This window comes from Zhongshania antarctica (assembly GCF_014202945.1).
GTDB classification, from domain to species: Bacteria; Pseudomonadota; Gammaproteobacteria; order Pseudomonadales; family Spongiibacteraceae; genus Spongiibacter; species Spongiibacter antarcticus.
In genome coordinates this window covers 198,874-218,860 of sequence record NZ_JACHHW010000003.1, presented here as the reverse complement: position 1 = coordinate 218,860, position 19,987 = coordinate 198,874, and the positions used below count along the sequence as shown (strand labels likewise).

Genomic DNA, 19,987 nt, shown 5'->3' with positions numbered 1-19,987 from the left:
ATATCGAGTTTATAAAGTCACAATCCGAGTTTTAATCGGAGGAGGAAGATGTGGCCGGGGCGCTAGTGGCACCGCCATCGCCAGCCAAATTTTTCTTTTTGTCGCCAGATTTAAAATCGGTTTCATACCAACCACCGCCTTTTAGGCGAAATCCCGCCGCTGAAACCTTTTTCACCAGCTCTGCCGCCTTACACTCTGGGCAATCGCGCAGCGCCGGATCACTCATTTTGTGCAATGCTTCAAACTCATGTTCACAAGCCCGGCACGCATATTCGTAAATAGGCATATCAATCTCCCCAAACAAAACACATAAATGACATCATTAAGGGCCAAGCGGCTCAAAAGGAGCGAGATTATAACGCAAAGCATCGCCTGCAATAAATGCAAGAGCCTACTTGAGGGGGAAATAAACTGTAAAGCGGGGAGGTTTGGCCCCCAAAGTGGCTAAAAGACCACTTTGGGGTGTAATACTGGTGCTTAAACTGCGAAATCTTTGAGCTTTTTCAACGGACGAACCTTCACCGCTACACTCGCAGGCTTGGCTTTGAACATGGTTTCTTCGCCAGTGAAAGGGTTAATGCCCTTGCGCGCCTTAGTCGCAGGCTTCTTCACGGTGGTGATTTTCATCAAACCGGGAATAGTGAACTCACCTAGCGCACGCTTTTTAATACTGCGCTCAATCAAGATTTCCAATTCAGCCATAACATCACCAACCTGCTTACGGCTCAAATTGGTGTTTTCAGCAATTTCAGTCAGAATTTGAGTTTTGGTCATTTTCTCACTGATTGCTGTTGTTTTACGCTTAGGTGCCGCGCTTGCTGGTGCGCTAATTTTTGCCTTAGCGGCAGCTTTTTTTGGAGCAGCTTTTTTTATCGCCATTGTGATTATTCCTGTATCTCACGTTGAATAGTACTTGCCCATTTGAATCTTTAGCACCCCAAGCCAATACCTCAGCATTCACCACTAAAAAGTGCATGCGACTACCTATAGTCGATTGTTTTATGCAATACAAGATACAAGGGACTTTTTTGATCGAAAACACTGTAAAAAAGGCATTTTCTTACAAAAACTACCTCGTTTATCACCTTATTCAGCGGCGCCCGCATTCTTCAAATGACAGTGTAAAACACGCTAAAACACCCTGTCTAAACCTAAAAATCTAAGGCAGAGCGGCTTTGAATCACCTGTCGTAATTGCGCAACTACGCCCTGCAATTCTTCCTCTGAATACGCCTTCGCGGGCAGCTGCCCCCACACCGGTTTCGGCCAAGCCGGATCTGAGCTAAATCTCGCAATATGATGGACATGCAGTTGCGGCACCATATTGCCTAAGGCGGCAATATTTAACTTTTCGGCGCCAAACTCACTTCGCAAAATCGCACTGCAAAGATTGGATTCCTGCAGATATTGCAGCTGATCGTCGTTGCTCAAATCACAAATTTCACGCATTTCTGGGCGACGCGGCACCAAAATCAGCCACGGATACTGTTTATCGTTCATTAATAGCAGCCGACATAGGGCTAAATCACCCACAAAAGCGCAATCTCGGGCCAAAGCCTCATGTAATTCGAACATCACTACTCCTTGCGGCTGTACCGCGCTGCCGATCAATCGTAAAATGCGCACACTCTGATAAACAAGGCCAGAATTACATCATGCGCGCTAGCCAATTCCTAATTGCCACCATAAAAGAAACTCCTGCCGATGCTGAAGTCATCAGCCACCAACTGATGTTGCGTGCTGGCATGATACGCAAGCTCGCCACCGGCCTCTACACCTGGCTGCCCATGGGCCTGCGAGTACTGCGCAAAGTCGAAGCCATTATTCGCGAAGAAATGGACAATAGCGGCGCCATGGAAGTGCTCATGCCTGTCGCCCAACCTGCCGAATTATGGCAGGAATCTGGCCGCTGGGAACAATATGGCGCCGAGCTATTGCGTTTTAATGACCGTCACGGCCGTGATTTCTGCCTTGGCCCCACCCACGAAGAAGTTATTACCGACCTCATTCGCAACGAAATCAAAAGCTACAAACAGCTGCCCGCCACCTTTTATCAGGTACAAACCAAATTTCGTGACGAGATTCGCCCGCGCTTTGGCGTAATGCGCTCGCGGGAATTCATTATGAAAGATGCCTACTCTTTTCATAACGACCAAGAATCCCTACAAGCGACCTACGACGTAATGCATGCTGCTTACTCGCGCATTTTCACGCGTTTAGGCTTGGATTTCCGCCCCGTTATTGCCGACACCGGCTCTATTGGCGGTAGCGGCTCCCACGAATTTCACGTATTGGCGTCTTCTGGTGAAGACGATATCGCCTTCTCTGACACGTCAGACTATGCCGCGAATGTGGAAATGGCCGAAGCTATTGCCCCAGCCGGTGAACGCCCAACGCCCAACCAAACGATGGCAAGAGTTGCCACACCTAATACCCACACCATCGGCGAGGTCAGCGCTCTACTCAAATTGAACGCTGAACAAATTTTAAAAACCCTCATCGTGTACGGCGAAGAAGACGAAAACGGCAAACAAGACTTAATCGCACTCGTCGTGCGTGGTGATCACCAGCTCAACGAGATTAAAGCTGAGAAAATAGCCGGTGTGGCCTCGCCACTCACCTTCGCATCGGAAGAAGACATTGTCGCGACGCTAGGCTGCAAGCCTGGCTCAATTGGCCCAGCCGGTTTAAACATTCGCGTTATTGCCGACCGCAGCGCAGCCCATAGCAGCGACTTTGTCTGCGGAGCCAACGAAGATGGCTTCCATCTTACTGGCAGCAATTGGGATCGCGACGCCGCATTTACTGAAACCGCTGACATCCGCAATGTTGTCGAAGGCGACCCCAGCCCAGACGGCCAAGGCAGCCTGCTGATTAAGCGCGGCATTGAAGTTGGTCATATTTTCCAGCTCGGCACCAAATACTCAGAAGCACTTAACGCCAGCGTGCTAAATGAAAACGGCAAAGACCAAGTTATGACCATGGGCTGCTACGGAATTGGCGTTACCCGCGTCGTTGCCTCGGCCATTGAGCAAAACAACGACGACAAAGGCATACTCTGGCCCGCCAGCATCGCGCCCTTTGAAATCGCCATTGTGCCTCTGAATATGCAAAAGTCAGAGCGGGTTCGCGAGCACGCCGAAAACCTCTACGACACCCTGCGCGGCTTGGGCTACGACGTGCTACTCGACGACCGCAACGAACGTCCCGGCGTTAAATTTGCCGACATGGAGCTGATCGGAATTCCCCACCGCATCGTGATCGGCGACCGCGGGCTGGACAATGGCATGCTCGAGTATAAAAATCGCCGCGCCGCTGACAATGAAGACATTGCCATTGACGATGTCGTCGACTTTATTCAGCAGCAGCTGCCTCGTTAAGATGATGTGGCGCGGCCTCCAATCCGTCTTATTCGCGCTTTGCCTGCTCGCTGTCCCCAGTTGGGCGGCAACGGGCAAGGACGTTCAAGACCGCGACGAGCTGCGTCAATACCTGCAACTGGCGATTGCCGAAGCCGACAGTTTTGAAGACCGCTTTGACGCCGAAGTCTGGCTATTCGATATGTCTAGCCGCATGAGTCGTTTTATAAAAGACCCTGAGGAACGCCTTACCTTTTTACGTAGCGTTCACCGCGAGGCGAGCGCCGCTGACCTAAGTCCCGAACTCGTCCTCGCGCTAATTGAAGTAGAAAGCTATTTTGATCGCTACGCCGTGTCCCGAGTAGGCGCCCAAGGCCTGATGCAAGTAATGCCCTTCTGGAAAAAAGAAATTGGCCGCCCCGAAGACAACCTTACCCAGCCCGACACCAATCTGCGCTACGGCTGCCATATATTAAAATTCTACTTAGATAAAGAAAAAGGCAATCTTCACCGCGCCCTGGCTCGCTACAACGGCAGCTTAGGTAAGCATTGGTATCCAGAGCGGGTTTTTACGCGTTGGCGTAAAAATTGGTATAACGGAGAATTAAGTTTTAATTAAGCAGGCAGAACCAATGATACGAAAAGGAGAAGGTCTCGACTTTAGTCAAATCGCAACATTTGATAATTTCGCTGGCTGCCGAAGAACTGAGATTAGTGAAGATCGACTTACCGTCTTCGACAAAGACGGCGACGTTGTGGGATTTGTAGTGGAATCTCGCAAGGGCTTGCTCGGACGCCCGTATATCGAATATCTAGCGGTCGAAAATCGTTATCGCAGACAAGGACTGGCGGCGAAGCTCATTCAGGCTATTGAATCAAAGCACGCCGGCAAGCGCTTGTTTATTTCAAGCGAGGCGACAAACACAGCCATGTTGAATCTGCTTAAAAACGAAGGTTATATAATGGCTGGGCGAATAGCGAATGCCAATCTTAGCGGTGCAGACGAGCTGTATTTTTTCAAGCATATAAACTAAACACAGACGCTTTGAAAATTTGCACCTTTGCTACCCGCAATTATTCCCTCTCCAAAAAGGTAAAATTCATTGCCAGAACTAAAAACCATCGGCCTTTTTGTCATCACCGCACTCACTGAAATTATTGGCTGCTACCTGCCCTATCTTTGGCTGCGCGAAGGAAAATCGATTCTCCTGCTTATACCCGCCGCATTGAGTTTGGCGATGTTTGCCTGGCTGCTTTCATTGCACCCCTCTGCGGCCGCCGCTGGCCGAGTCTATGCGGCCTATGGCGGCGTGTATATTGGTATGGCGATTTTATGGCTGTGGGCAGTAGAAGGTATTCGCCCAACACCATGGGACCTTATTGGCTCTAGCGTGGCCCTGTTAGGCATGGCGATTATTATGTTTGCACCGCGCGCGGCATAACAAAAAAAGATCTGCAACCCATACGTTACGCTAGCGATTACTCGTCTCAAAGCCGGTAATAAATTCATAGGCTTGCGCGGCATCGTCCTGAAATGAATACAACGTAAGATTTTCTTTTATATAGTATTTATAATTTGGCAGATCGGCTATTTTGTCCATATTTTGAAAGCCCATAGACCAATCTTTAAAATTCCGCGCTTTAGGGCTACCGGTAATAATAGTCAGTACATTGTGATGTCGTGGGTCTTTTCTAATGGCGGCGTAAAGCTCCCGTACGGTTTTCTCTTCACCTTCGAGCATCTGCATAAAATTGCCGCCTTTGTATAACAGCATGCCCGTAATACCGAGATTCACATTTTTGGCCTGCGACTGCCGCAAAAGTAACAATAGCTCCTCGTCAGTCAGCAAATTCACGGCAGAACTGACGTAGATCAGATAAAAGATCATTTTCCCCTCCAATGGGTAAACTCCATTCTTTCAAGCCTGGGTCTCGCACCCAAAACGTAATATAAGAGTAGCGAACGCAGCCAGTCGACTTCTCCTACGGAATCAATTTCGTACCGGTCGTTTATGTCGGTATTAGCGTTAAAAGGCCCAATATGCTTTTAGATGAGCTCAATATCAAATTGGCTCAACAATCGAGCCAATATCTCCGGCCTTAGCCAGTGCTAAAAAAGCCTCGCCCAGCTCTAGGCTACGTGTCGCCGAATCCCGCCATAGGCGTTTTCGCATAATATCGTCGCCCTGCATACGCAGGAAGTCTCGCCGATCCGGAATTCGGCCTAATTCAGTCGATGCTAAGAACGACTCTGACGGACTGATTAACACCACTTTATCTAACAACGCTTTTGGGGTTTTCCGCCAAAAAAAGTATTTATCAAACCAACCGGAAGTAACTTCCGAATAAAAATGCGGGTAAAGCACGAGGCCTTCGCCCTGCCAAAGATTTCCGGGCACGGGATGATAATCAAGCAAGCCGCCATCCCGGTGCATACCTGCTGGCGCGCCAAGCACGTCGCTGACACCGTGCATCACTACCGGAATAGAACCCGATGCCATGACCGCTGAACGTAAATTGTCGCGGTTTAAAGCAACCCGATGGCTTACATAAGCATCGCGGCCACCGAGTGCACCATCGGCTCGGTCATCAGCAAATATCACGCGCTGCATGCTTTTTTTATGGATATTGCGACCAAAGCCATTGAGCGCAAAGGCCAGGGCCATAGCATATTTCTGCTGCGTCACCGAGGCTCCAGCCAGTAAACCCTTCGCCAATACCGTGCCGCAGTGATACCGAAATACCGGATGGGCAAGAATTTCATCTACACCTGCCTGATCAACAACGGCATTTAATAATTTTTGAGTCTCAACATCGATGAGATCCGCGCTAAAGCCATTGGGGTAGGATTGCTCAATATACGCATAGGCTAAGTCATCCAAGGCTTTGGCCGGGTCTTGCCGACACGCCCCGGCCAATTTAAAGGCACCGACCGAAGTGCCAAATAAATTGATTGGATGGCTAGCCCCAGCCAACCACTGAGAAAAAATAGCGCGATCCAAACCGTAGATAGCCAACCACTTCGCCGCACCGGAGGCGCCGAATACCGTGCTTATATCTGACGGACTCAGCCCATGTTTCTGAATATGCTCAAGTGCAGATTGACCTGCACGAATCCTTAATAAACCCATTACATCCTTTAAAAAATATTCTGGCCGTTAGTATTTGCCATTTTATAACACGTAGCGCACAAACAGATAAACACTACCGCACGTTAGCCGCGCTGGGCACTGAGTCTCAATATTCGATTCCCCCTCGGGGCTTCCGCTGTCAATAGTAGCGCTCGTCACCACAACCCTCCTCTACCCGCCTTTCACTTGCTGCATATTTGGGTAAGATGAGAGATTCAGCGCCGAAGGATCGGCGTATTCATGGGCTTAATCAAGGAGTGATTAGCTATGCAGCGTAAACTCATCCTAGTCATTTTCGGCTTACTCGCCTTATGCAGCGTCAGTCTAATTCATGCAGATACGCCCCTCCTGGCGCAAACACCGCTAAAACCTGCACTTATGCTGGCAAAACCCTACCGCAGCGACATTGAGCTTAGGCACTACTGGATCAGCGAAAAGCTCGATGGCGTCAGAGCTTACTGGGACGGCACTCAGCTTCTTTCTCGGCAAGGCAACCGCTTTTCAACGCCAGACTGGTTTACCCAAGGCTTCCCTAAACAGGCATTAGATGGCGAACTGTGGATGGGGCGCAATCGTTTTGCGGAGGTCTCCGGCGCGGTGAGGCGGCACATTCCCGACCCATCCCAATGGCAAAAAATACGCTTTATGGTGTTTGACTCTCCCAATGAAGCAGGTGACTTCGATCATCGACTGCAAGGGCTAAGGGTCTTGTTTAGTAAACTTAAGACTCCATCAATCGCCTTGATAGAGCAATATAAAATCGATGACGAAGCGGCACTGATGAAAGCGCTCGACCACGTTATTGTCAACGGCGGTGAAGGCCTAATGCTGCATTTAGGCAGCGCACCCTACCGTGGTATTCGCAGTGATGATTTATTAAAGCTCAAGCGCTTTAGCGACGCCGAAGCGGTCGTTATTGCCCACATTCCGGGCAAGGGAAAATTCAGCGGGATGCTCGGCGCCGTAGTAGTAAAAATGCCGAATGGCAGAGAATTTAAAATAGGTTCTGGCTTTAGTGATGAGGAGCGTCGTCACCCGCCCGCGATTGGCAGCACCATCAGCTATAAATACCAAGGTACTACGGCGAGCGGCTTACCGCGCTTTGCGAGCTTTTTTCGGCCGCGTAATGATTTCTAATGCGAGTCTAGCGATGCTCACTCGCTTTCAGTACGGCTATTCTGGGCGGCCTTCTTTTGCTGGCGATATTCAATGGGGGTTAACTCGGTCCAGCGTTTGAAGGCGCGATAAAAGGTGCTGGGCTCAGAAAAGCCGGTTAAATAAACTACATCGGCAATACTTTCATCGGTTCTTGCCAACAAGCGCTTGGCCAGAACACAGCGATAATCTGCCAGTACCTGATTAAAGCTCGTGCCGGCTTCCGTTAATCTGGCCCGCAGGACCCGCTCATTCATGTCTAGTCGCGCCGCCACACTCTCTAAACTGGGCTGCCCCAGCTCGAGCATTTCGGCGATAATCTGACGTACATCCCCAACCACGTCTTGGCGAGACAGGCGTTCTAATTGCTTGCTGGCCAATTTCTCATGCAGTCGCAGTAAATCCGGTTCGGCATGAGTAGAGGGTGTGGCCAGTATAGTGGTGGCAAAAACCAATGAGGCTTCCTGCTGTTTAAAATGCACCGGGCAGCCCATGACCTTACTGTATTCGGCAGCATCACCCACCGCATCGTGCAGTAAATTCACTTCATCGGCAGCAAACGCGCCATCGGTAACAGCCTGAAAATAACGGATTAAAAACCGCGCAAAACACTCATTGCGATGACGGAAAATAAGCGCGTCATCGTCGTCATCACCCGCAAACGCCAATACTAATTTGGATTGAGTTTGGCCAATATGCAGTTCAAATTGCATGGCATCGGTCACCAGACGCTGATAATTCTGGGCGCGTTTGAGGCCTTCGCCAAAATTCGGACTACTCAAAAACAAGTACTCCAGGACCTGCCCGCGATACACCTGTACCGCATCGGCAAGATGCAAGCCGATATGATGATCGCCACTGACGTCCTCTAATACCCGCCAGAACTGCTGTTGCGCCGCATGGGGGAAACGCGAACTGCGGTCTTGCAGCAAGGTGGTGGATATTCGACACTCACTAACGATGCGTTCAACGTCCAGCCCCATTGCCTGCATAGCCGGATACACCAGCTGAATCAGAAAACTGGAATCGCTTAAATCAGAAAGGTTTTTCGAACTTGTTTCAATCATTCAACACGGTTTCTGCTGGATACTAAGTGAGCGGGACTAAATCAGCGGCTATTGGCCGAGCTGCCAAAAAATAGGGCATGGTCGGGCTAATTATAGACGAGCAGTTTTTCATTATACTGCACAGTCACACACCACTGGAATTGTCCCAGTATGGAGATAGAGTTGTATGACCGCAAGTGATGAGTTAAGACTGAAACGCCTGCCAAGCACCCTGCCAATGCTACTAAAAGCAGCTATTACCCGAAAAAAGCCTAATTCAGCGCCTAGCTTCCCCAGTTACACATTAACGGTTGCGAAAGTCATCAGCTCTAACAGCCAATTACAACGCTACCGCAAGGCCTGTGGATTTACCGCTAACAGCGAGAAATTGCCGATCACATTCTTACATGTTCAGGCATTTCGTCTGCATATGAAAATGATGCTAGACCCGCAGTTTCCAGTATCCCCAATGGGCTGCGTGCATTTGAGCAATAGTATCACCCAGTTTCGGGCTATTGATGCCCAAACCCCCTTACGCCTGCAATGCCGGGTCTCTGACTACCAGGTTACCGATAAGGGCATAGAGTTCAGTTTTCATTGCGCAGCCTTTATCGACCAAGAAAAAGTCTGGGAAGACACTAGCCGCTACCTTTCGCGCTGTAAAACTGGTGTTGCAGCAAGTCCAAAAGCAGCTCGCGGCGCAGCTCGTGTATATAGTCAACAGCAAACCTTGGCCATTGGCCGTCAAGATGCCCGCAGTTATGCCCGCGCCTCGGGTGATTTCAATCCAATTCATCTCCACGACCTCAGCGCCAAAGTCTTGGGCTTCAAGCGCATGGTCATTCATGGCATGTGGAGCAAAGCAGCCTGCCTAGCGGCCTTGAGCAAAGAGATTAACAGCGAAAGTTACTGCTGCGAAATTGACTTTAAAACCCCCATTTTTCTGCCAACACAAGTGCAGCTACTCTTTGATACTGAAAACGAAGGGCTCGATTTTGAGCTCCGCGATAAGGCGGGCACTAAACCCCACCTTATCGGCACAATTCGTCTCATCAGCGGCTAAGAAGTCACTAATCCAGCTCCGGCGCGACTACTTTTTTAGGAGCAAGTCCGGAGCCATATTGCGCACCATTTCTCTAATACCCTGGCGCCAGTCAACCCGAGTTTCGCCAATCAGTGCGTGCATGGTGCCAGTATCAATCGACAAACTTCCGAACGCCTTTGAGTTATTCTGAAACCGCGGGGTGAACCCCGTTAACTCAGCCAAGTAGTCACACCACTCTTCAATGCTCACCGCCTGAGAACCGCCAAAATTGGTGGTGGTTACCTCGGGCGTCGCCGCCGCAAGTAGATAAGGTATTTTTGCCACATAGTCATCTGAGTGCAGCAGATTGTAGTTATTCGGCGCGTCGGGGTGTAAATCTATGGCCATATTTTCTTTCATCATTAGCAGGTGGAAATAGGGCCAACCACCGTTATTGCCGTAGGGCACACTTAATCGAGCAATAGTCGTTGGTATTTTAAATTGGTGGGCAGCAAAGCGGCACACCGTTTCTGCCGCAATTTTAGCAATGCTATAGGTCGGAAACATCGCCCGGTGGTTATCGCCCAAAGCATCGTTTTCACAGCGCGGTGAGTGCCCCGCATATTGGTAAACCGCCGTAGATGACAAATGTAAAAACGCTTTGACGTTGCGACAATGGGCCATTAAATTGCCTACGCCCTCGCCATTAGCTGCCAAGTCGTAATCAAAAAGACCCGTTTTCACGACGGCAAAATTCAACACATAGTCAAAATCTTGTGGGCATGCGGCTAAGCTGTCCATATCAGCAAGATCGGCGCGAACGGTGTGAATACCGCGTTTTTCTAAATCCAGTCGCGCCGCTTTGTCGCTAAATCGAGCGAGCGCCGTCAATTCCGCCACGTCGCATAATGCGTCGAGTACGGGCGCCGCAACCTGGCCTGTTGGCCCGGTGACCAGAATTTTCGCCCCTTTTAAATCAACTGGAGTTACCGCCATAAACACGCCTCATCACAAGTATCTATCTTATGAGAAGAGTGTATAGGGGCTAGTGGAGGTCGGGCACCGTCCAAACGGATGGCACCCAGATATTGAGAGGATTACAGCGCGCGTTACAGATAACTCTCTAATTCACGCAGCCAATCTTGGAGTTTTTTCATATTTTCTGGCCCCAAGCGCCACATCCATTTACTGAGGGGATCGGCATTTTCAAGGACTGGATCAACGTATTGATACATGACCTTGGGGCGTTTCATCGCCGCATTTTCCGGAATAGGCTCAACAATGAGCAGGTGCTCAATCATGGTCCGCAGCTGATTATCAAAGGACTGGGGGTTGCCTAACTCGTTGTAGGTGCCTTCTAAAAAAGGTGACCATTTTTTATAAAATATGGCCAAGCTCTTAGGGTTCGCCGCCGTCACGGTAGAAATCATATTATCCCAACGAGTGTAATTGCCCGGATCATTGATTAAGCCGTCTTCCGTTTTAATCACTAAAAACGGTTCTTTGCTATACACAAAAGGCAAGTGCTTGGTTGGCAGGCGGTAGTTGGCTAATTGGTCTACTGCAGAAACCCATTTACGAACCTGCTCAGCAGGTTGCAACCAAGTCGCCAAGGGTGCAGACAATTTAGCAGCGGCAGCCCTAATTTGCTCGTCACTGCCGTTTACCGCAGCGGGCGGTTCTGGCACTTCGGCCGCTTTTTCGCTGTAATCTTCTTCAGACTCTACTGCGAGCGTTTGCTTCACCGTTTTTTCTAGCTTGCTCGTTTCATCAATAAGTGCCGATGTCGGCTCGTCATTAAATTCACTCGTCGCCGAGCGATCTAATACAAACCACACAAAAGCGGCAATTCCGACGATCACAACAACCGCAGATAATGCTTTCCAGTTCATCACAAAATCCTATTGTTAAATAAGGCAAATTTATTGTTGTGCCACATATCCCTACCAGACACAGAGATCTACCGTAACGCCCTCAGCGATAGCATGCAAATAAGGCGCCGTCGGGCATGATGGTATTACTGCGGCTAAGAATCAGCAACTGGGCATCGCTATACTAAGCGGATATAAGTGAAAAACGCCACTTATAGTGGCGTTTATGTGGGTGAACTCCGTGCTCGAGCTAGCGATTCGGGTAAAACACGAGCTACAGGTCAAAATCGTCCAGTAGATCCAGCTCATCCATTAGGCGTTTACGCTCTAGGCGCTCTTCAATTTTTCGGCGGATGCTACTGTCGCGCCCACCCATATCACGCCGCTCATCAAAATCGGCGCTCGAATCATCTTCTACAAGATCATCGATATCGTCATCAGCTAGGTCACTTGCCATTGCTTGCCCACTCCAGTACTACGCATATACAGAATGAACACCTCGGCTTGCCGTGGTGGTTCAGGGCACTATTTATGATGAACACGCGACCCTGTCAATAAAAATTTTTTATTATTTCACTGATGCGATTTAAGTCCGTCAATAATGCCCGAGTTGTTCAATTATTTTCCTCTATATTTGCTGGCTAACTACCGCTAGCAAGCACTAACTTTTAAGGAAATAGGGTAGGTATATGCCACACCGCCGAACATCATTTACCAAGCCGGTTAAGACCATTCAACGCAGCGGTACGATAAGCTTCCGCCATAGTCGGATAATTAAAGGTTGTGGTCACAAAATAGCGTAGCGTATTGCCCCCATTTTGCTGTTTCATAATCGCCTGGCCAATGTGAATAATTTCGGCCGCCTCGGCACCAAAACAATGGATGCCAAGTATCTCCAGCGTGTCCACATGAAACAGCAGTTTGAGCATCCCCACAGTTTCACCACTAATCTGCCCCCTGGCAGTATCTTTAAAGAACGCCCGCCCTACTTCATAAGGCACTTTGCCTTCCGTTAATTCCCGCTCAGTTTGGCCAACCGAGCTGATCTCGGGCAAGGTATAGATCCCGGTCGGGACATCGTCAACAAAACGACAGTGCTCTTTGCCGCGCGCTGACGCCGCCGCCGACCGCCCTTGGTCATAGGCCGCGCTGGCCAAACTGGGCCAACCAATCACATCTCCCGCCGCAAATATCGTCGGCACCGCTGTTTGGTAATGTTCGTCTACCACCAGCTGACCACGGTGATCGGTTTCTAAGCCAACGGTGTCCAAACCAAGGCCATCGGTATTACCACTGCGGCCATTACACCAAAGCAAGGCATCGGCGTGAAGGCGCTTTCCCGATTCCAAGTGCAAGACTATTTCTTTGTCGCTTAGCTCGACTGACTGATAGACCTCCCGATGACGAATCATGACGCCGGTGTTGCGCAGCTGGTAACTTAAGGCATCTGAAATTTCATCATCTAAAAACTCCAACAACCGATCTCGGCTATTGATTAACTCTATCTTCATGCCAATGCCGGCGAAAATCGACGCATATTCACAGCCGATAACCCCCGCCCCATAAACAATAATTTTATTGGGGGTATTGCTCATTTTAAGAATGCTATCGCTGTCATAAACCCGCGGATGACTAAAGTCTATATTGGCTGGCTGATAAGGCCGTGACCCGGTCGCGATCACCACACTGGCGGCAGTGATGATTTCGCTCTGACCATCCTCACACTTTACCGAAATAGTATGCGGGTCAACAAAGCGACCTTCACCGTGAATAAGGCGAATCTGATTGCGGTGATAAAACCGACTGCGCATGGCGACCTGACGCGCAATCACTTCGTTGGCATGACTCAACAAGCGCGGATAAGTCAGCGTACGGGGGTCACCAATATCGCGGAATATTGGTGTTTGATTAAAACGAATGGCCTGCCGAACCATATGGCGTAATGCTTTAGACGGTAATGTTCCCTGATGCGTACAGGCGCCACCTACCGTACCTTGCGCCTCAACAACCACAACGTTGCGGCCGTGTTTGGCCGCATTTAATGCCGCGCTTTCGCCGGCCGGGCCGCTACCCAATACCAGCATGTCGTAATCAAACTTCTTTACCACTGTGACTCCCTCGTCGTCATATAGGCCCATCGCTAGCTTATGCCACCAACGGCCCAATCGGAATTAGACCTTCTGCTAATAAAAACTCGCGCACCACAATGGCAAACCCTAAAATAACCCTATTATTCAGCGCGCAACCGGAGAAAAATCGTGTCTGACCTCAAACCCCATAGCCGAGAGTATTTCGGCGTAACCAGCCTGCTTGCCGCCCACCCAGATATGCGCAGACTAAAACGCAGTACCTCAGCCACCCACCTCCACGGCAATAAACTGTGGGGCAGCGCCTACATCCTCATGGACTATTTACAAGAGCACCCACTGGAACCCAGCAGCCGCGTACTCGAACTGGGCTGCGGCTGGGGTTTAGCCAGCATTTATTGCGCCAAGTATCTGGGGGCAGATGTTACCGCCTTAGACGCAGACCCCGCCGTTTTCCCTTATCTCGAACTATTAGCAGACCATAATCAGACGACGATCAACACCTTGAGTGGCGATTTTACCGCGCTCAGCGTCGCGGAACTCGCCGAATACGACATCATTATCGCCAGCGACATCTGCTTTTGGGATGAAATGAGTGAGGCGCTATATGAACTCATTGCGCGAGCCGTCGATGCGGGGGTGAAACAAATTCTCATTGCCGACCCCCACCGCCCGCCATTTCTCAATGTCGCTGAAGCTTGCATCGACGATTTCTTTGCCGAACTGCTGCCCCGCGAGGTCAGTACAAGTCGCCGCCATCGCGGCAGCATACTGGTAATTGAAAATGCCTAAGCCCAAAAGACTGTCTTAAAAGTGACTTAATTTCGTCATACAACTGCAAACAGCCCAGCGTATGGTCTCAGGTGTGAGGATCATACTATGCGTTTAATACAGTCGATTAATCAGTTCGATGTAAGAATGTTTCTGGCCTGCGTCAATACTCGCCACCAGCAACACTTATCTCGTATTGCCCGCAGTGTATCAAAAACTGGAGATGGCTACGCCCAACTCGGCCTCCCCGTTCTGGTGTATGCCGCAGGGATTCAACAGGGCCTAGCCTATTTTAGCGCGGTGCTAATCAGTTTTGCCGCTTGGCTGCCCGCCTACTGGGTTCTGAAAAACACCTGCCGAAGACGGCGCCCCCCTGCGGCCATACCCGCTTTTAACGCGTCGATCATCGCCTCTGATGAGTTCAGTTTTCCATCTGGTCATACCGCTGCCGCCTTTCTTTTAGCCACAATGACAGTACTGTTCTTCGGTGTCATTGGCACCCCCTTGTTTATCTGGGCCGCAGCAGTAGCCGCCTCGCGGGTGATCTTAGGAGTTCACTTCCCTACCGATACCTTGGCCGGCGCGAGCCTGGGCATTGGCATTGCACACCTGGGTCACAGTATTGCCATCGCCTGAACTCGCACCTGCACCTACCTTGTCAGGACAAAACCCTTTATGAAATTACTTTACGGTGTACAGGGCACAGGAAATGGCCATATTGCCCGCGCGCGAATGATGGCCCACCACTTTGCCAAACGCGACATTGAGGTTCAGTATTTATTTAGTGGCAGACCACCTGAGCAATATTTCGACATGGCCGCCTTCGGTGACTACTGGCATTACGCCGGACTCACCTTTGCCACTGAGCAAGGTCGCATTAGCAATATAAAAACCCTGCGCCAACTGCGTCCAGTGCAATTTATTCGCGATCTGCGCAACATCGACTTAAGCCCTTTCGACGCCGTTATCACCGATTTCGAACCCCTTACCGCGTGGGCTGGTCGCCTGCAAAACAAAGCGGTAATTGGTATTGGCCATCAATACGCGTTTGGCAACGCGGCGGTTCCCGAAAGCGGCGCAGACTTACGCAACCGCCTCATAATGCGCTATTTCGCACCAACAAGGTTTCGCTTAGGACTGCACTGGAATCATTTTAATGCGGCTATCGCGCCGCCGATCATCAACCCCGAGGAACGCCGCGCGGTCGTTGCCGAACATATCTTGGTCTATCTACCTTTTGAAGACCAGCAACGCGTATGCACCGCGCTACAAAACATTCCCCATCACCAATTCATTCAATACGCCCCGCAGCTCAGCGACACAAGTATTGGCAATGTCGCGCAGCGTAAAACCAGTCTCCACGGTTTTAAGCAGGATCTTTGCTCCGCCCGCGCGGTCATTTGCAACGCTGGATTTGAGCTCATCAGTGAATGCCTACACATGGGTATTCCGGCACTCGCCAAACCAGTTTCCGGCCAAGCCGAACAACTCGGCAACGCCGCTGCGCTCAAGCAACTTAACTTAGCCAGTGTCATGGACGAATTTAGCCAGCACACCATTGAGCAATGGCTCTTAAATATTCCAGCGCAAACGCCACAGCACTACCCCGATGTCGCTGAAGCAATTTGCGACTGGGTATTAAAAGGGCAATGGCACGACAATGAGGCACTGGTTAATCAGCTCTGGCAAGAAACCGACATCCAAACGGCAATGCCACTATTGACGCCATAATGCCCCAAACCGACTCAGGCATTAATACGCCGCCGCTCGAAAATGAATGCCATGAGCACATCGGCCCCCAGTTGCCCGACTTCACCACAGTCATGGATGCCTGTCGCGGGCGCCTGCACAAACGCCTGTCGGAATTACTGTCACTAGAGCAGCTCTGCCGCCAAGCAGGTTCACTGATACAGAGCAGAACCGAAGCCCTAATTGACGTCGACGAGTTTACCCTGCCGCTAGTGTCACTGGTCATTGGCAATCCAGATACCGCCAAACATTGCCTATTCGTCACTGCGGGCATTCACGGCGTAGAACGCATTGGCACCCAAGTTTTACTCGCATGGCTAGAAAGCGTGGTAGAACGTTGTCGCTGGGACAGTCACTGGCGCCAACAATTTGAAAGTGAAATTTGTATTGTTGCCGTACCCATTGTGAATCCCGGCGGCATGCTCAGGGACTCGCGCTGCAACCCCAATGGTATTGACCTTAACCGCCACGCGCCTATCGATGCCGAAGACAAAGTTCCCTTTCTCGTCGGCGGTCAACGTCTATGGCGCAAAATACCCTGGTATCGCGGTCGCCGCGACGACGACTTTGAACCCGAATTCATCGCCCTCCAAAATATTATCGGACGACACTGTAAAGTTGGCCGACCAAGCATCGTAGTAGACTTCCACTCCGGTTTTGGCTTCCAAGACCACCTGTGGATACCCTACGCTTATCGCCGTCTTCCCATCGCCGATATTGGTAGCTACGTCGCCCTAAAATTATTGTGGGAACGCAATTTCCCCCACCACAACTATGTCTTTGGCCCCCAGGCCATGCACTACCTTAGTCACGGCGATATATGGGATTACTTCTATCAGCACTGTCGGGCACAAGGCATCACCCTGCTACCCCTCACCTTAGAAATGGGTTCGTGGTTATGGGTAAAAAAGCACCCCCAGCAATTATTTAGTTTTGCGGGTTTGTTCAACCCCACGGTGCCCCATCGCCACGCGAGGGTGTTACGTGGCCATTTACTACTGATCGACTTTTTACTCGCCGCCGCGCGCAATATGGAGCACTGGCAACCCAAGGGCGAGCAAGAGCGAGAAATGCAGCAAATGGCCCAGAGTCTCTGGTATCGGCAGCTATAAAATATGAACATCAAACACTGGCTCTTTTTGCGTGGCCTTGGTCGAGAACAAGGACATTGGGGCGACTTTATACAGCGCTGCGAAGTCCAGCTCGGCTGGCATTGCCACTGCCTCGACCTCCCCGGCTTTGGCAGTGAACACCAGCGGCCATCACCAACACGAATCAGCGAAATTCGCCACGACCTACAGCAGCGACTCCCCGAGCCATTAAAAACCAACACCCCTTTTGGTGTGGTTGCGCTGTCTCTCGGCGGTATGGTCGCCCTGGACTGGCTGGCCACAACGCCAGAGCAAATAGCCAAAATTATTTTTATTAATACCAGTACCGGCGACTGCCCACTATTTCAGCGCTTAAGATTTACAGCACTCCCAACCGCTCTCAGCGCATTACTTGCCCCCCATGAACACCAGCGAGAACGGGCTGCCTTAAAAATGGTCAGCAATCATCACGCAAATGACCCCGCGCTATTACAATCCTGGTATCAAATCAGTAATGCCCAAGCAATAAAGAAAATAAATATCCTACGACAATTATTCGCCGCCGCCCGCTATCGCGCGCCGCCCAACTTACCCGGCGCCTCACAACTCCTTATCAGCAGCCGCGCCGACCGCATGGTTTCATACCAATGCAGTGAATACTTAGCGGCAAAATATCGCTGGCCACTTGTATTGCATAACAGCGCTGGCCACGACCTGCCGATTGATGATCCGGCATGGTTGATTGAGGTGTTTAAGAGGAATGCTTAATGCTGGACGGGAGATGGGAGACGCTTAAATGCACGCCGGATGTCGGACGTCGGGTGCCGGGTGTCGGGTGTCGGGTGTCGGAAGCCTGACGTCAACGCTCGTAGCTGACATCGGACGTGGCTCGAGTTTGCCATAACATTTAAAAATATTTACTTTAGCAGTAATCCGCACACAACGATCCTCCCGGTGGTTTTACCCCACGTCAGACATCCGACGTCCGACACCCTGCATCGCCCCCCAAATACCGCTTGCGCCGCGCCGCTTTCATTTTGCTAAGATCCACCAGCACCAAGCCATCAATACAATCGGCAAAGTCTGGGTCAACATTAAATGCGGCGAAGCTAACACCGCCCGGTTCGCAGAGCTCGGTATACTGTTTATAAAGCGTCGGCACTGCGCAGGAAAGATCGGCAAGTTCTTGCTTTAGCTGGGTAAATTCAGCGCGATAATCGTCACCGCAAAATCGCAAGATGCTCGTTTCCGCGCGGTAGGGGCTTTTCGCACTGGCCCAGGCTTGAGTGGTCGGGAAATAAGTTTGATAAAAAGGGATTAACAAATCCTTCGCCGCGCGAGGTAGGCTATCACTCAGACTCACTGGGCCAAATAAATAGCGCACCTCTGGATAGCGCTGCAAATACGTACCCAACCCCTGCCAAAGATAATCTAGACCATTGCGCCCCCAGTAACGGGGTTGCACAAAACTGCGGCCAAGCTCCGCGCCGCATTCAAAATATTCTTCGGCATAGGGAATTTGGTAGTCAAACAAGGATTCGCTGTACAGGGTCTGACCGTCGTCTAAACTCGCGATGCGCTTTAAACGGTAGGCGCCTACGAGTTCTAACTGGTTCTCATCCCACAATACAATATGGTCGTAATAAGCATCAAAGCGATCCACATCACGACGACGCCCCGTGCCTTCACCAACCGCGCGAAAACTCACCTCTCGCAGTCGACCAATCTCCCGCATTACAGTGCAATCGCCGCTGTATTGATAACAGTAAATTTCCATACCGTCACGGGTATTACCCAAGTGATCACATTGACGAATAGCGGCTCGCAGTTCCTGACGGTCTTCCGGATGCGCAACTGCTTGGGCAACCGGCATAAAGCAGGGTTCACCCGCACGTTTACGTCGCCCCAGTTTATAAAGATGCTTTTTAAACAGACGCGCTTTCGCTGGCGCGGTAAGCGGCAGACTATCATAAACATCAAATTCTACGGCCGAACCAATGGTCACTCGTACCGTACGATTATTTTGCTTAAACATTTCCCGAATCAACCACAGGGTAGATAATGGCTTTGCCAGTAAAGACAGTGCGTAGAAGAACACCGAATTTCGCGCATTTATGTGAACCGGTAATATTGGCGCTTTAGCCTTGACGGCAAACTTAATAAAGCCATTGCGCCAGCGGCCATCACGAATACCTGCCGGACTAAACCGGGAAACTTCGCCCGCCGGAAAAATAATGACGGCACCTTCACTATTCAAATGTCCGTGGATTGCCTGTAAGTTTTCCTTGCGATTGCGTTTACCGCTCATATTGTCAACAGGCAGCAACAAACTCCTCAGTGGTTTTATCGCATAGAGCAGTTCATTCGCTACCACTTTGACGTCCGAGCGCACCTCTGACACCAGCTTCAATAGTGCCAAGCCGTCCAAACTGCCAATGGGGTGATTAGAAATAATAACGACTCGACCGGTGACCGGTATACGTTCTTTGTCTAGCGCACTGACCGCGTAGCCAAAATCAAAATACTCCAGACCCTTTTCAACAAAATCTAGGCCCTGCAGGTAAGGGTATTCACGCTCAAACTGTTTGAACTCCGCTTCGTGAAATAAGTATTTAAGTAGCGCCGACAAGGTTTTTTTAACTCGTGGGCTGCCCTTAGATATCCGGGGAAACTGCTCATCAATGACTGAATCAACCGATATCAT

At 50.4% G+C, this 19,987-nt stretch carries 22 protein-coding genes; 11 read left to right on the top strand and 11 right to left on the bottom strand.

The window, feature by feature from the left end:
* Positions 1-31: 31 nt before the first annotated feature.
* The 3 genes from HNQ57_RS06045 to HNQ57_RS06035 form a co-directional block, all read right to left on the bottom strand.
* Positions 32-286 carry an FmdB family zinc ribbon protein gene (locus tag HNQ57_RS06045; protein ID WP_008246645.1) on the bottom strand — a complete coding sequence of 85 codons (255 nt, stop codon included), beginning with the start codon at positions 284-286 and terminating at the stop codon, positions 32-34.
* A gap of 191 nt (positions 287-477) precedes the next feature.
* Positions 478-879, bottom strand: a complete 402-nt coding sequence (locus HNQ57_RS06040) for an HU family DNA-binding protein (RefSeq protein ID WP_184461705.1) — start codon at positions 877-879, stop codon at positions 478-480.
* A gap of 272 nt (positions 880-1,151) precedes the next feature.
* On the bottom strand, positions 1,152-1,574 hold the full coding sequence (locus HNQ57_RS06035) for an HIT domain-containing protein (RefSeq protein WP_184461704.1): 423 nt from the start codon (positions 1,572-1,574) through the stop codon (positions 1,152-1,154).
* Between the two features lie 80 nt (positions 1,575-1,654).
* Between HNQ57_RS06035 and HNQ57_RS06030 the strand changes: the two genes are divergently transcribed.
* The 4 genes from HNQ57_RS06030 to HNQ57_RS06015 all read left to right on the top strand — a co-directional run bounded on the left by HNQ57_RS06030 (position 1,655) and on the right by HNQ57_RS06015 (position 4,800).
* Positions 1,655-3,379, top strand: a complete 1,725-nt coding sequence (locus HNQ57_RS06030; protein ID WP_184461703.1) for a proline--tRNA ligase — start codon at positions 1,655-1,657, stop codon at positions 3,377-3,379.
* Between the two features lies 1 nt (position 3,380).
* Positions 3,381-3,977, top strand: a complete 597-nt coding sequence (locus tag HNQ57_RS06025) for a lytic transglycosylase domain-containing protein (protein WP_184461944.1) — start codon at positions 3,381-3,383, stop codon at positions 3,975-3,977.
* 13 nt (positions 3,978-3,990) lie between these two features.
* On the top strand, positions 3,991-4,392 hold the full coding sequence (locus tag HNQ57_RS06020; RefSeq protein WP_184461702.1) for a GNAT family N-acetyltransferase: 402 nt from the start codon (positions 3,991-3,993) through the stop codon (positions 4,390-4,392).
* Positions 4,393-4,461: 69 nt separating this feature from the next.
* Positions 4,462-4,800 carry a YnfA family protein gene (locus tag HNQ57_RS06015; RefSeq protein WP_184461701.1) on the top strand — a complete coding sequence of 113 codons (339 nt, stop codon included), beginning with the start codon at positions 4,462-4,464 and terminating at the stop codon, positions 4,798-4,800.
* Between the two features lie 30 nt (positions 4,801-4,830).
* On the opposite strand, the gene HNQ57_RS06010 is transcribed toward HNQ57_RS06015, so the two are convergent.
* Both HNQ57_RS06010 and HNQ57_RS06005 read right to left on the bottom strand, forming a co-directional pair.
* Positions 4,831-5,247, bottom strand: a complete 417-nt coding sequence (locus tag HNQ57_RS06010) for a BLUF domain-containing protein (protein WP_184461700.1) — start codon at positions 5,245-5,247, stop codon at positions 4,831-4,833.
* 174 nt (positions 5,248-5,421) lie between these two features.
* A complete protein-coding gene (locus HNQ57_RS06005) occupies positions 5,422-6,489 on the bottom strand; it encodes a patatin-like phospholipase family protein (protein WP_184461699.1) in 1,068 nt (355 codons plus the stop codon).
* A gap of 267 nt (positions 6,490-6,756) precedes the next feature.
* Here HNQ57_RS06005 and HNQ57_RS06000 point away from each other — a divergent pair, with 267 nt between their 5' ends.
* The gene (locus HNQ57_RS06000; RefSeq protein ID WP_184461698.1) at positions 6,757-7,626 is read left to right on the top strand and encodes a DNA ligase; all 870 of its coding nucleotides are present in this window, start codon (positions 6,757-6,759) and stop codon (positions 7,624-7,626) included.
* A 17-nt stretch (positions 7,627-7,643) separates the two neighbouring features.
* Here the strand turns inward: HNQ57_RS06000 and HNQ57_RS05995 are convergent, their stop codons facing one another.
* Positions 7,644-8,711: an AraC family transcriptional regulator gene (locus HNQ57_RS05995; protein WP_184461697.1), complete on the bottom strand. Its 1,068-nt coding sequence runs from the start codon at positions 8,709-8,711 to the stop codon at positions 7,644-7,646.
* 166 nt (positions 8,712-8,877) lie between these two features.
* On the opposite strand from HNQ57_RS05995, the gene HNQ57_RS05990 reads away from it, so the two are divergent.
* A complete protein-coding gene (locus HNQ57_RS05990; RefSeq protein ID WP_184461696.1) occupies positions 8,878-9,753 on the top strand; it encodes a MaoC family dehydratase in 876 nt (291 codons plus the stop codon).
* 27 nt (positions 9,754-9,780) lie between these two features.
* Here HNQ57_RS05990 and HNQ57_RS05985 read toward each other — a convergent pair whose 3' ends face one another.
* The 4 genes from HNQ57_RS05985 to sthA all read right to left on the bottom strand — a co-directional run bounded on the left by HNQ57_RS05985 (position 9,781) and on the right by sthA (position 13,693).
* Positions 9,781-10,710, bottom strand: a complete 930-nt coding sequence (locus HNQ57_RS05985) for an NAD-dependent epimerase/dehydratase family protein (protein WP_184461695.1) — start codon at positions 10,708-10,710, stop codon at positions 9,781-9,783.
* A 113-nt stretch (positions 10,711-10,823) separates the two neighbouring features.
* Positions 10,824-11,606: a DUF3014 domain-containing protein gene (locus HNQ57_RS05980; RefSeq protein WP_184461694.1), complete on the bottom strand. Its 783-nt coding sequence runs from the start codon at positions 11,604-11,606 to the stop codon at positions 10,824-10,826.
* A gap of 253 nt (positions 11,607-11,859) precedes the next feature.
* Positions 11,860-12,042, bottom strand: a complete 183-nt coding sequence (locus HNQ57_RS05975; protein WP_008246612.1) for a PA3496 family putative envelope integrity protein — start codon at positions 12,040-12,042, stop codon at positions 11,860-11,862.
* A gap of 250 nt (positions 12,043-12,292) precedes the next feature.
* Positions 12,293-13,693: a Si-specific NAD(P)(+) transhydrogenase gene (sthA, locus tag HNQ57_RS05970; protein WP_226968285.1), complete on the bottom strand. Its 1,401-nt coding sequence runs from the start codon at positions 13,691-13,693 to the stop codon at positions 12,293-12,295.
* Between the two features lie 150 nt (positions 13,694-13,843).
* On the opposite strand from sthA, the gene HNQ57_RS05965 reads away from it, so the two are divergent.
* From HNQ57_RS05965 to HNQ57_RS05945, 5 genes are all read left to right on the top strand, one after another.
* Positions 13,844-14,464, top strand: coding sequence for a class I SAM-dependent methyltransferase (locus HNQ57_RS05965; RefSeq protein WP_184461692.1), 621 nt, complete (start codon positions 13,844-13,846; stop codon positions 14,462-14,464).
* 87 nt (positions 14,465-14,551) lie between these two features.
* On the top strand, positions 14,552-15,079 hold the full coding sequence (locus tag HNQ57_RS05960; protein WP_221301599.1) for a phosphatase PAP2 family protein: 528 nt from the start codon (positions 14,552-14,554) through the stop codon (positions 15,077-15,079).
* A 39-nt stretch (positions 15,080-15,118) separates the two neighbouring features.
* Entirely contained in the window at positions 15,119-16,174 is a 1,056-nt protein-coding gene (locus HNQ57_RS05955; RefSeq protein WP_184461691.1) for an MJ1255/VC2487 family glycosyltransferase, read from the top strand.
* Complete coding sequence (locus HNQ57_RS05950; RefSeq protein WP_184461690.1) at positions 16,174-17,304, top strand: DUF2817 domain-containing protein; 1,131 nt, start codon at positions 16,174-16,176, stop codon at positions 17,302-17,304. The genes HNQ57_RS05955 and HNQ57_RS05950 overlap by 1 nt, the downstream gene beginning before the upstream one ends.
* 3 nt (positions 17,305-17,307) lie before the next feature.
* Positions 17,308-18,051: an alpha/beta fold hydrolase gene (locus HNQ57_RS05945; RefSeq protein WP_184461689.1), complete on the top strand. Its 744-nt coding sequence runs from the start codon at positions 17,308-17,310 to the stop codon at positions 18,049-18,051.
* A 202-nt stretch (positions 18,052-18,253) separates the two neighbouring features.
* On the opposite strand, the gene olsF is transcribed toward HNQ57_RS05945, so the two are convergent.
* Positions 18,254-19,987, bottom strand: a complete 1,734-nt coding sequence (gene olsF / locus HNQ57_RS05940; protein WP_184461688.1) for a bifunctional ornithine lipid synthase OlsF — start codon at positions 19,985-19,987, stop codon at positions 18,254-18,256.

Excerpts from the sequence above, each read along its gene's own strand:
- HNQ57_RS05980 (WP_184461694.1), bottom strand. The coding sequence starts at position 11,606 with ATGAACTGGAAAGCATTATCTGCGGTTGTTGTGATCGTCGGAATTGCC.
- HNQ57_RS06005 (WP_184461699.1), bottom strand. The coding sequence starts at position 6,489 with ATGGGTTTATTAAGGATTCGTGCAGGTCAATCTGCACTTGAGCATATT.
- HNQ57_RS06000 (WP_184461698.1), top strand. The coding sequence starts at position 6,757 with ATGCAGCGTAAACTCATCCTAGTCATTTTCGGCTTACTCGCCTTATGC.
- HNQ57_RS06025 (WP_184461944.1), top strand. The coding sequence starts at position 3,381 with ATGATGTGGCGCGGCCTCCAATCCGTCTTATTCGCGCTTTGCCTGCTC.
- HNQ57_RS05955 (WP_184461691.1), top strand. The coding sequence starts at position 15,119 with ATGAAATTACTTTACGGTGTACAGGGCACAGGAAATGGCCATATTGCC.
- HNQ57_RS05995 (WP_184461697.1), bottom strand. The coding sequence starts at position 8,711 with ATGATTGAAACAAGTTCGAAAAACCTTTCTGATTTAAGCGATTCCAGT.
- HNQ57_RS06010 (WP_184461700.1), bottom strand. The coding sequence starts at position 5,247 with ATGATCTTTTATCTGATCTACGTCAGTTCTGCCGTGAATTTGCTGACT.
- HNQ57_RS05990 (WP_184461696.1), top strand. The coding sequence starts at position 8,878 with ATGACCGCAAGTGATGAGTTAAGACTGAAACGCCTGCCAAGCACCCTG.
- HNQ57_RS05985 (WP_184461695.1), bottom strand. The coding sequence starts at position 10,710 with ATGGCGGTAACTCCAGTTGATTTAAAAGGGGCGAAAATTCTGGTCACC.
- HNQ57_RS06040 (WP_184461705.1), bottom strand. The coding sequence starts at position 879 with ATGGCGATAAAAAAAGCTGCTCCAAAAAAAGCTGCCGCTAAGGCAAAA.
- HNQ57_RS06030 (WP_184461703.1), top strand. The coding sequence starts at position 1,655 with ATGCGCGCTAGCCAATTCCTAATTGCCACCATAAAAGAAACTCCTGCC.
- HNQ57_RS06035 (WP_184461704.1), bottom strand. The coding sequence starts at position 1,574 with ATGTTCGAATTACATGAGGCTTTGGCCCGAGATTGCGCTTTTGTGGGT.
- HNQ57_RS05975 (WP_008246612.1), bottom strand. The coding sequence starts at position 12,042 with ATGGCAAGTGACCTAGCTGATGACGATATCGATGATCTTGTAGAAGAT.
- HNQ57_RS05960 (WP_221301599.1), top strand. The coding sequence starts at position 14,552 with ATGCGTTTAATACAGTCGATTAATCAGTTCGATGTAAGAATGTTTCTG.
- HNQ57_RS06045 (WP_008246645.1), bottom strand. The coding sequence starts at position 286 with ATGCCTATTTACGAATATGCGTGCCGGGCTTGTGAACATGAGTTTGAA.
- olsF (WP_184461688.1), bottom strand. The coding sequence starts at position 19,987 with ATGATATCGGTTGATTCAGTCATTGATGAGCAGTTTCCCCGGATATCT.
- HNQ57_RS05950 (WP_184461690.1), top strand. The coding sequence starts at position 16,174 with ATGCCCCAAACCGACTCAGGCATTAATACGCCGCCGCTCGAAAATGAA.
- HNQ57_RS06020 (WP_184461702.1), top strand. The coding sequence starts at position 3,991 with ATGATACGAAAAGGAGAAGGTCTCGACTTTAGTCAAATCGCAACATTT.
- HNQ57_RS05945 (WP_184461689.1), top strand. The coding sequence starts at position 17,308 with ATGAACATCAAACACTGGCTCTTTTTGCGTGGCCTTGGTCGAGAACAA.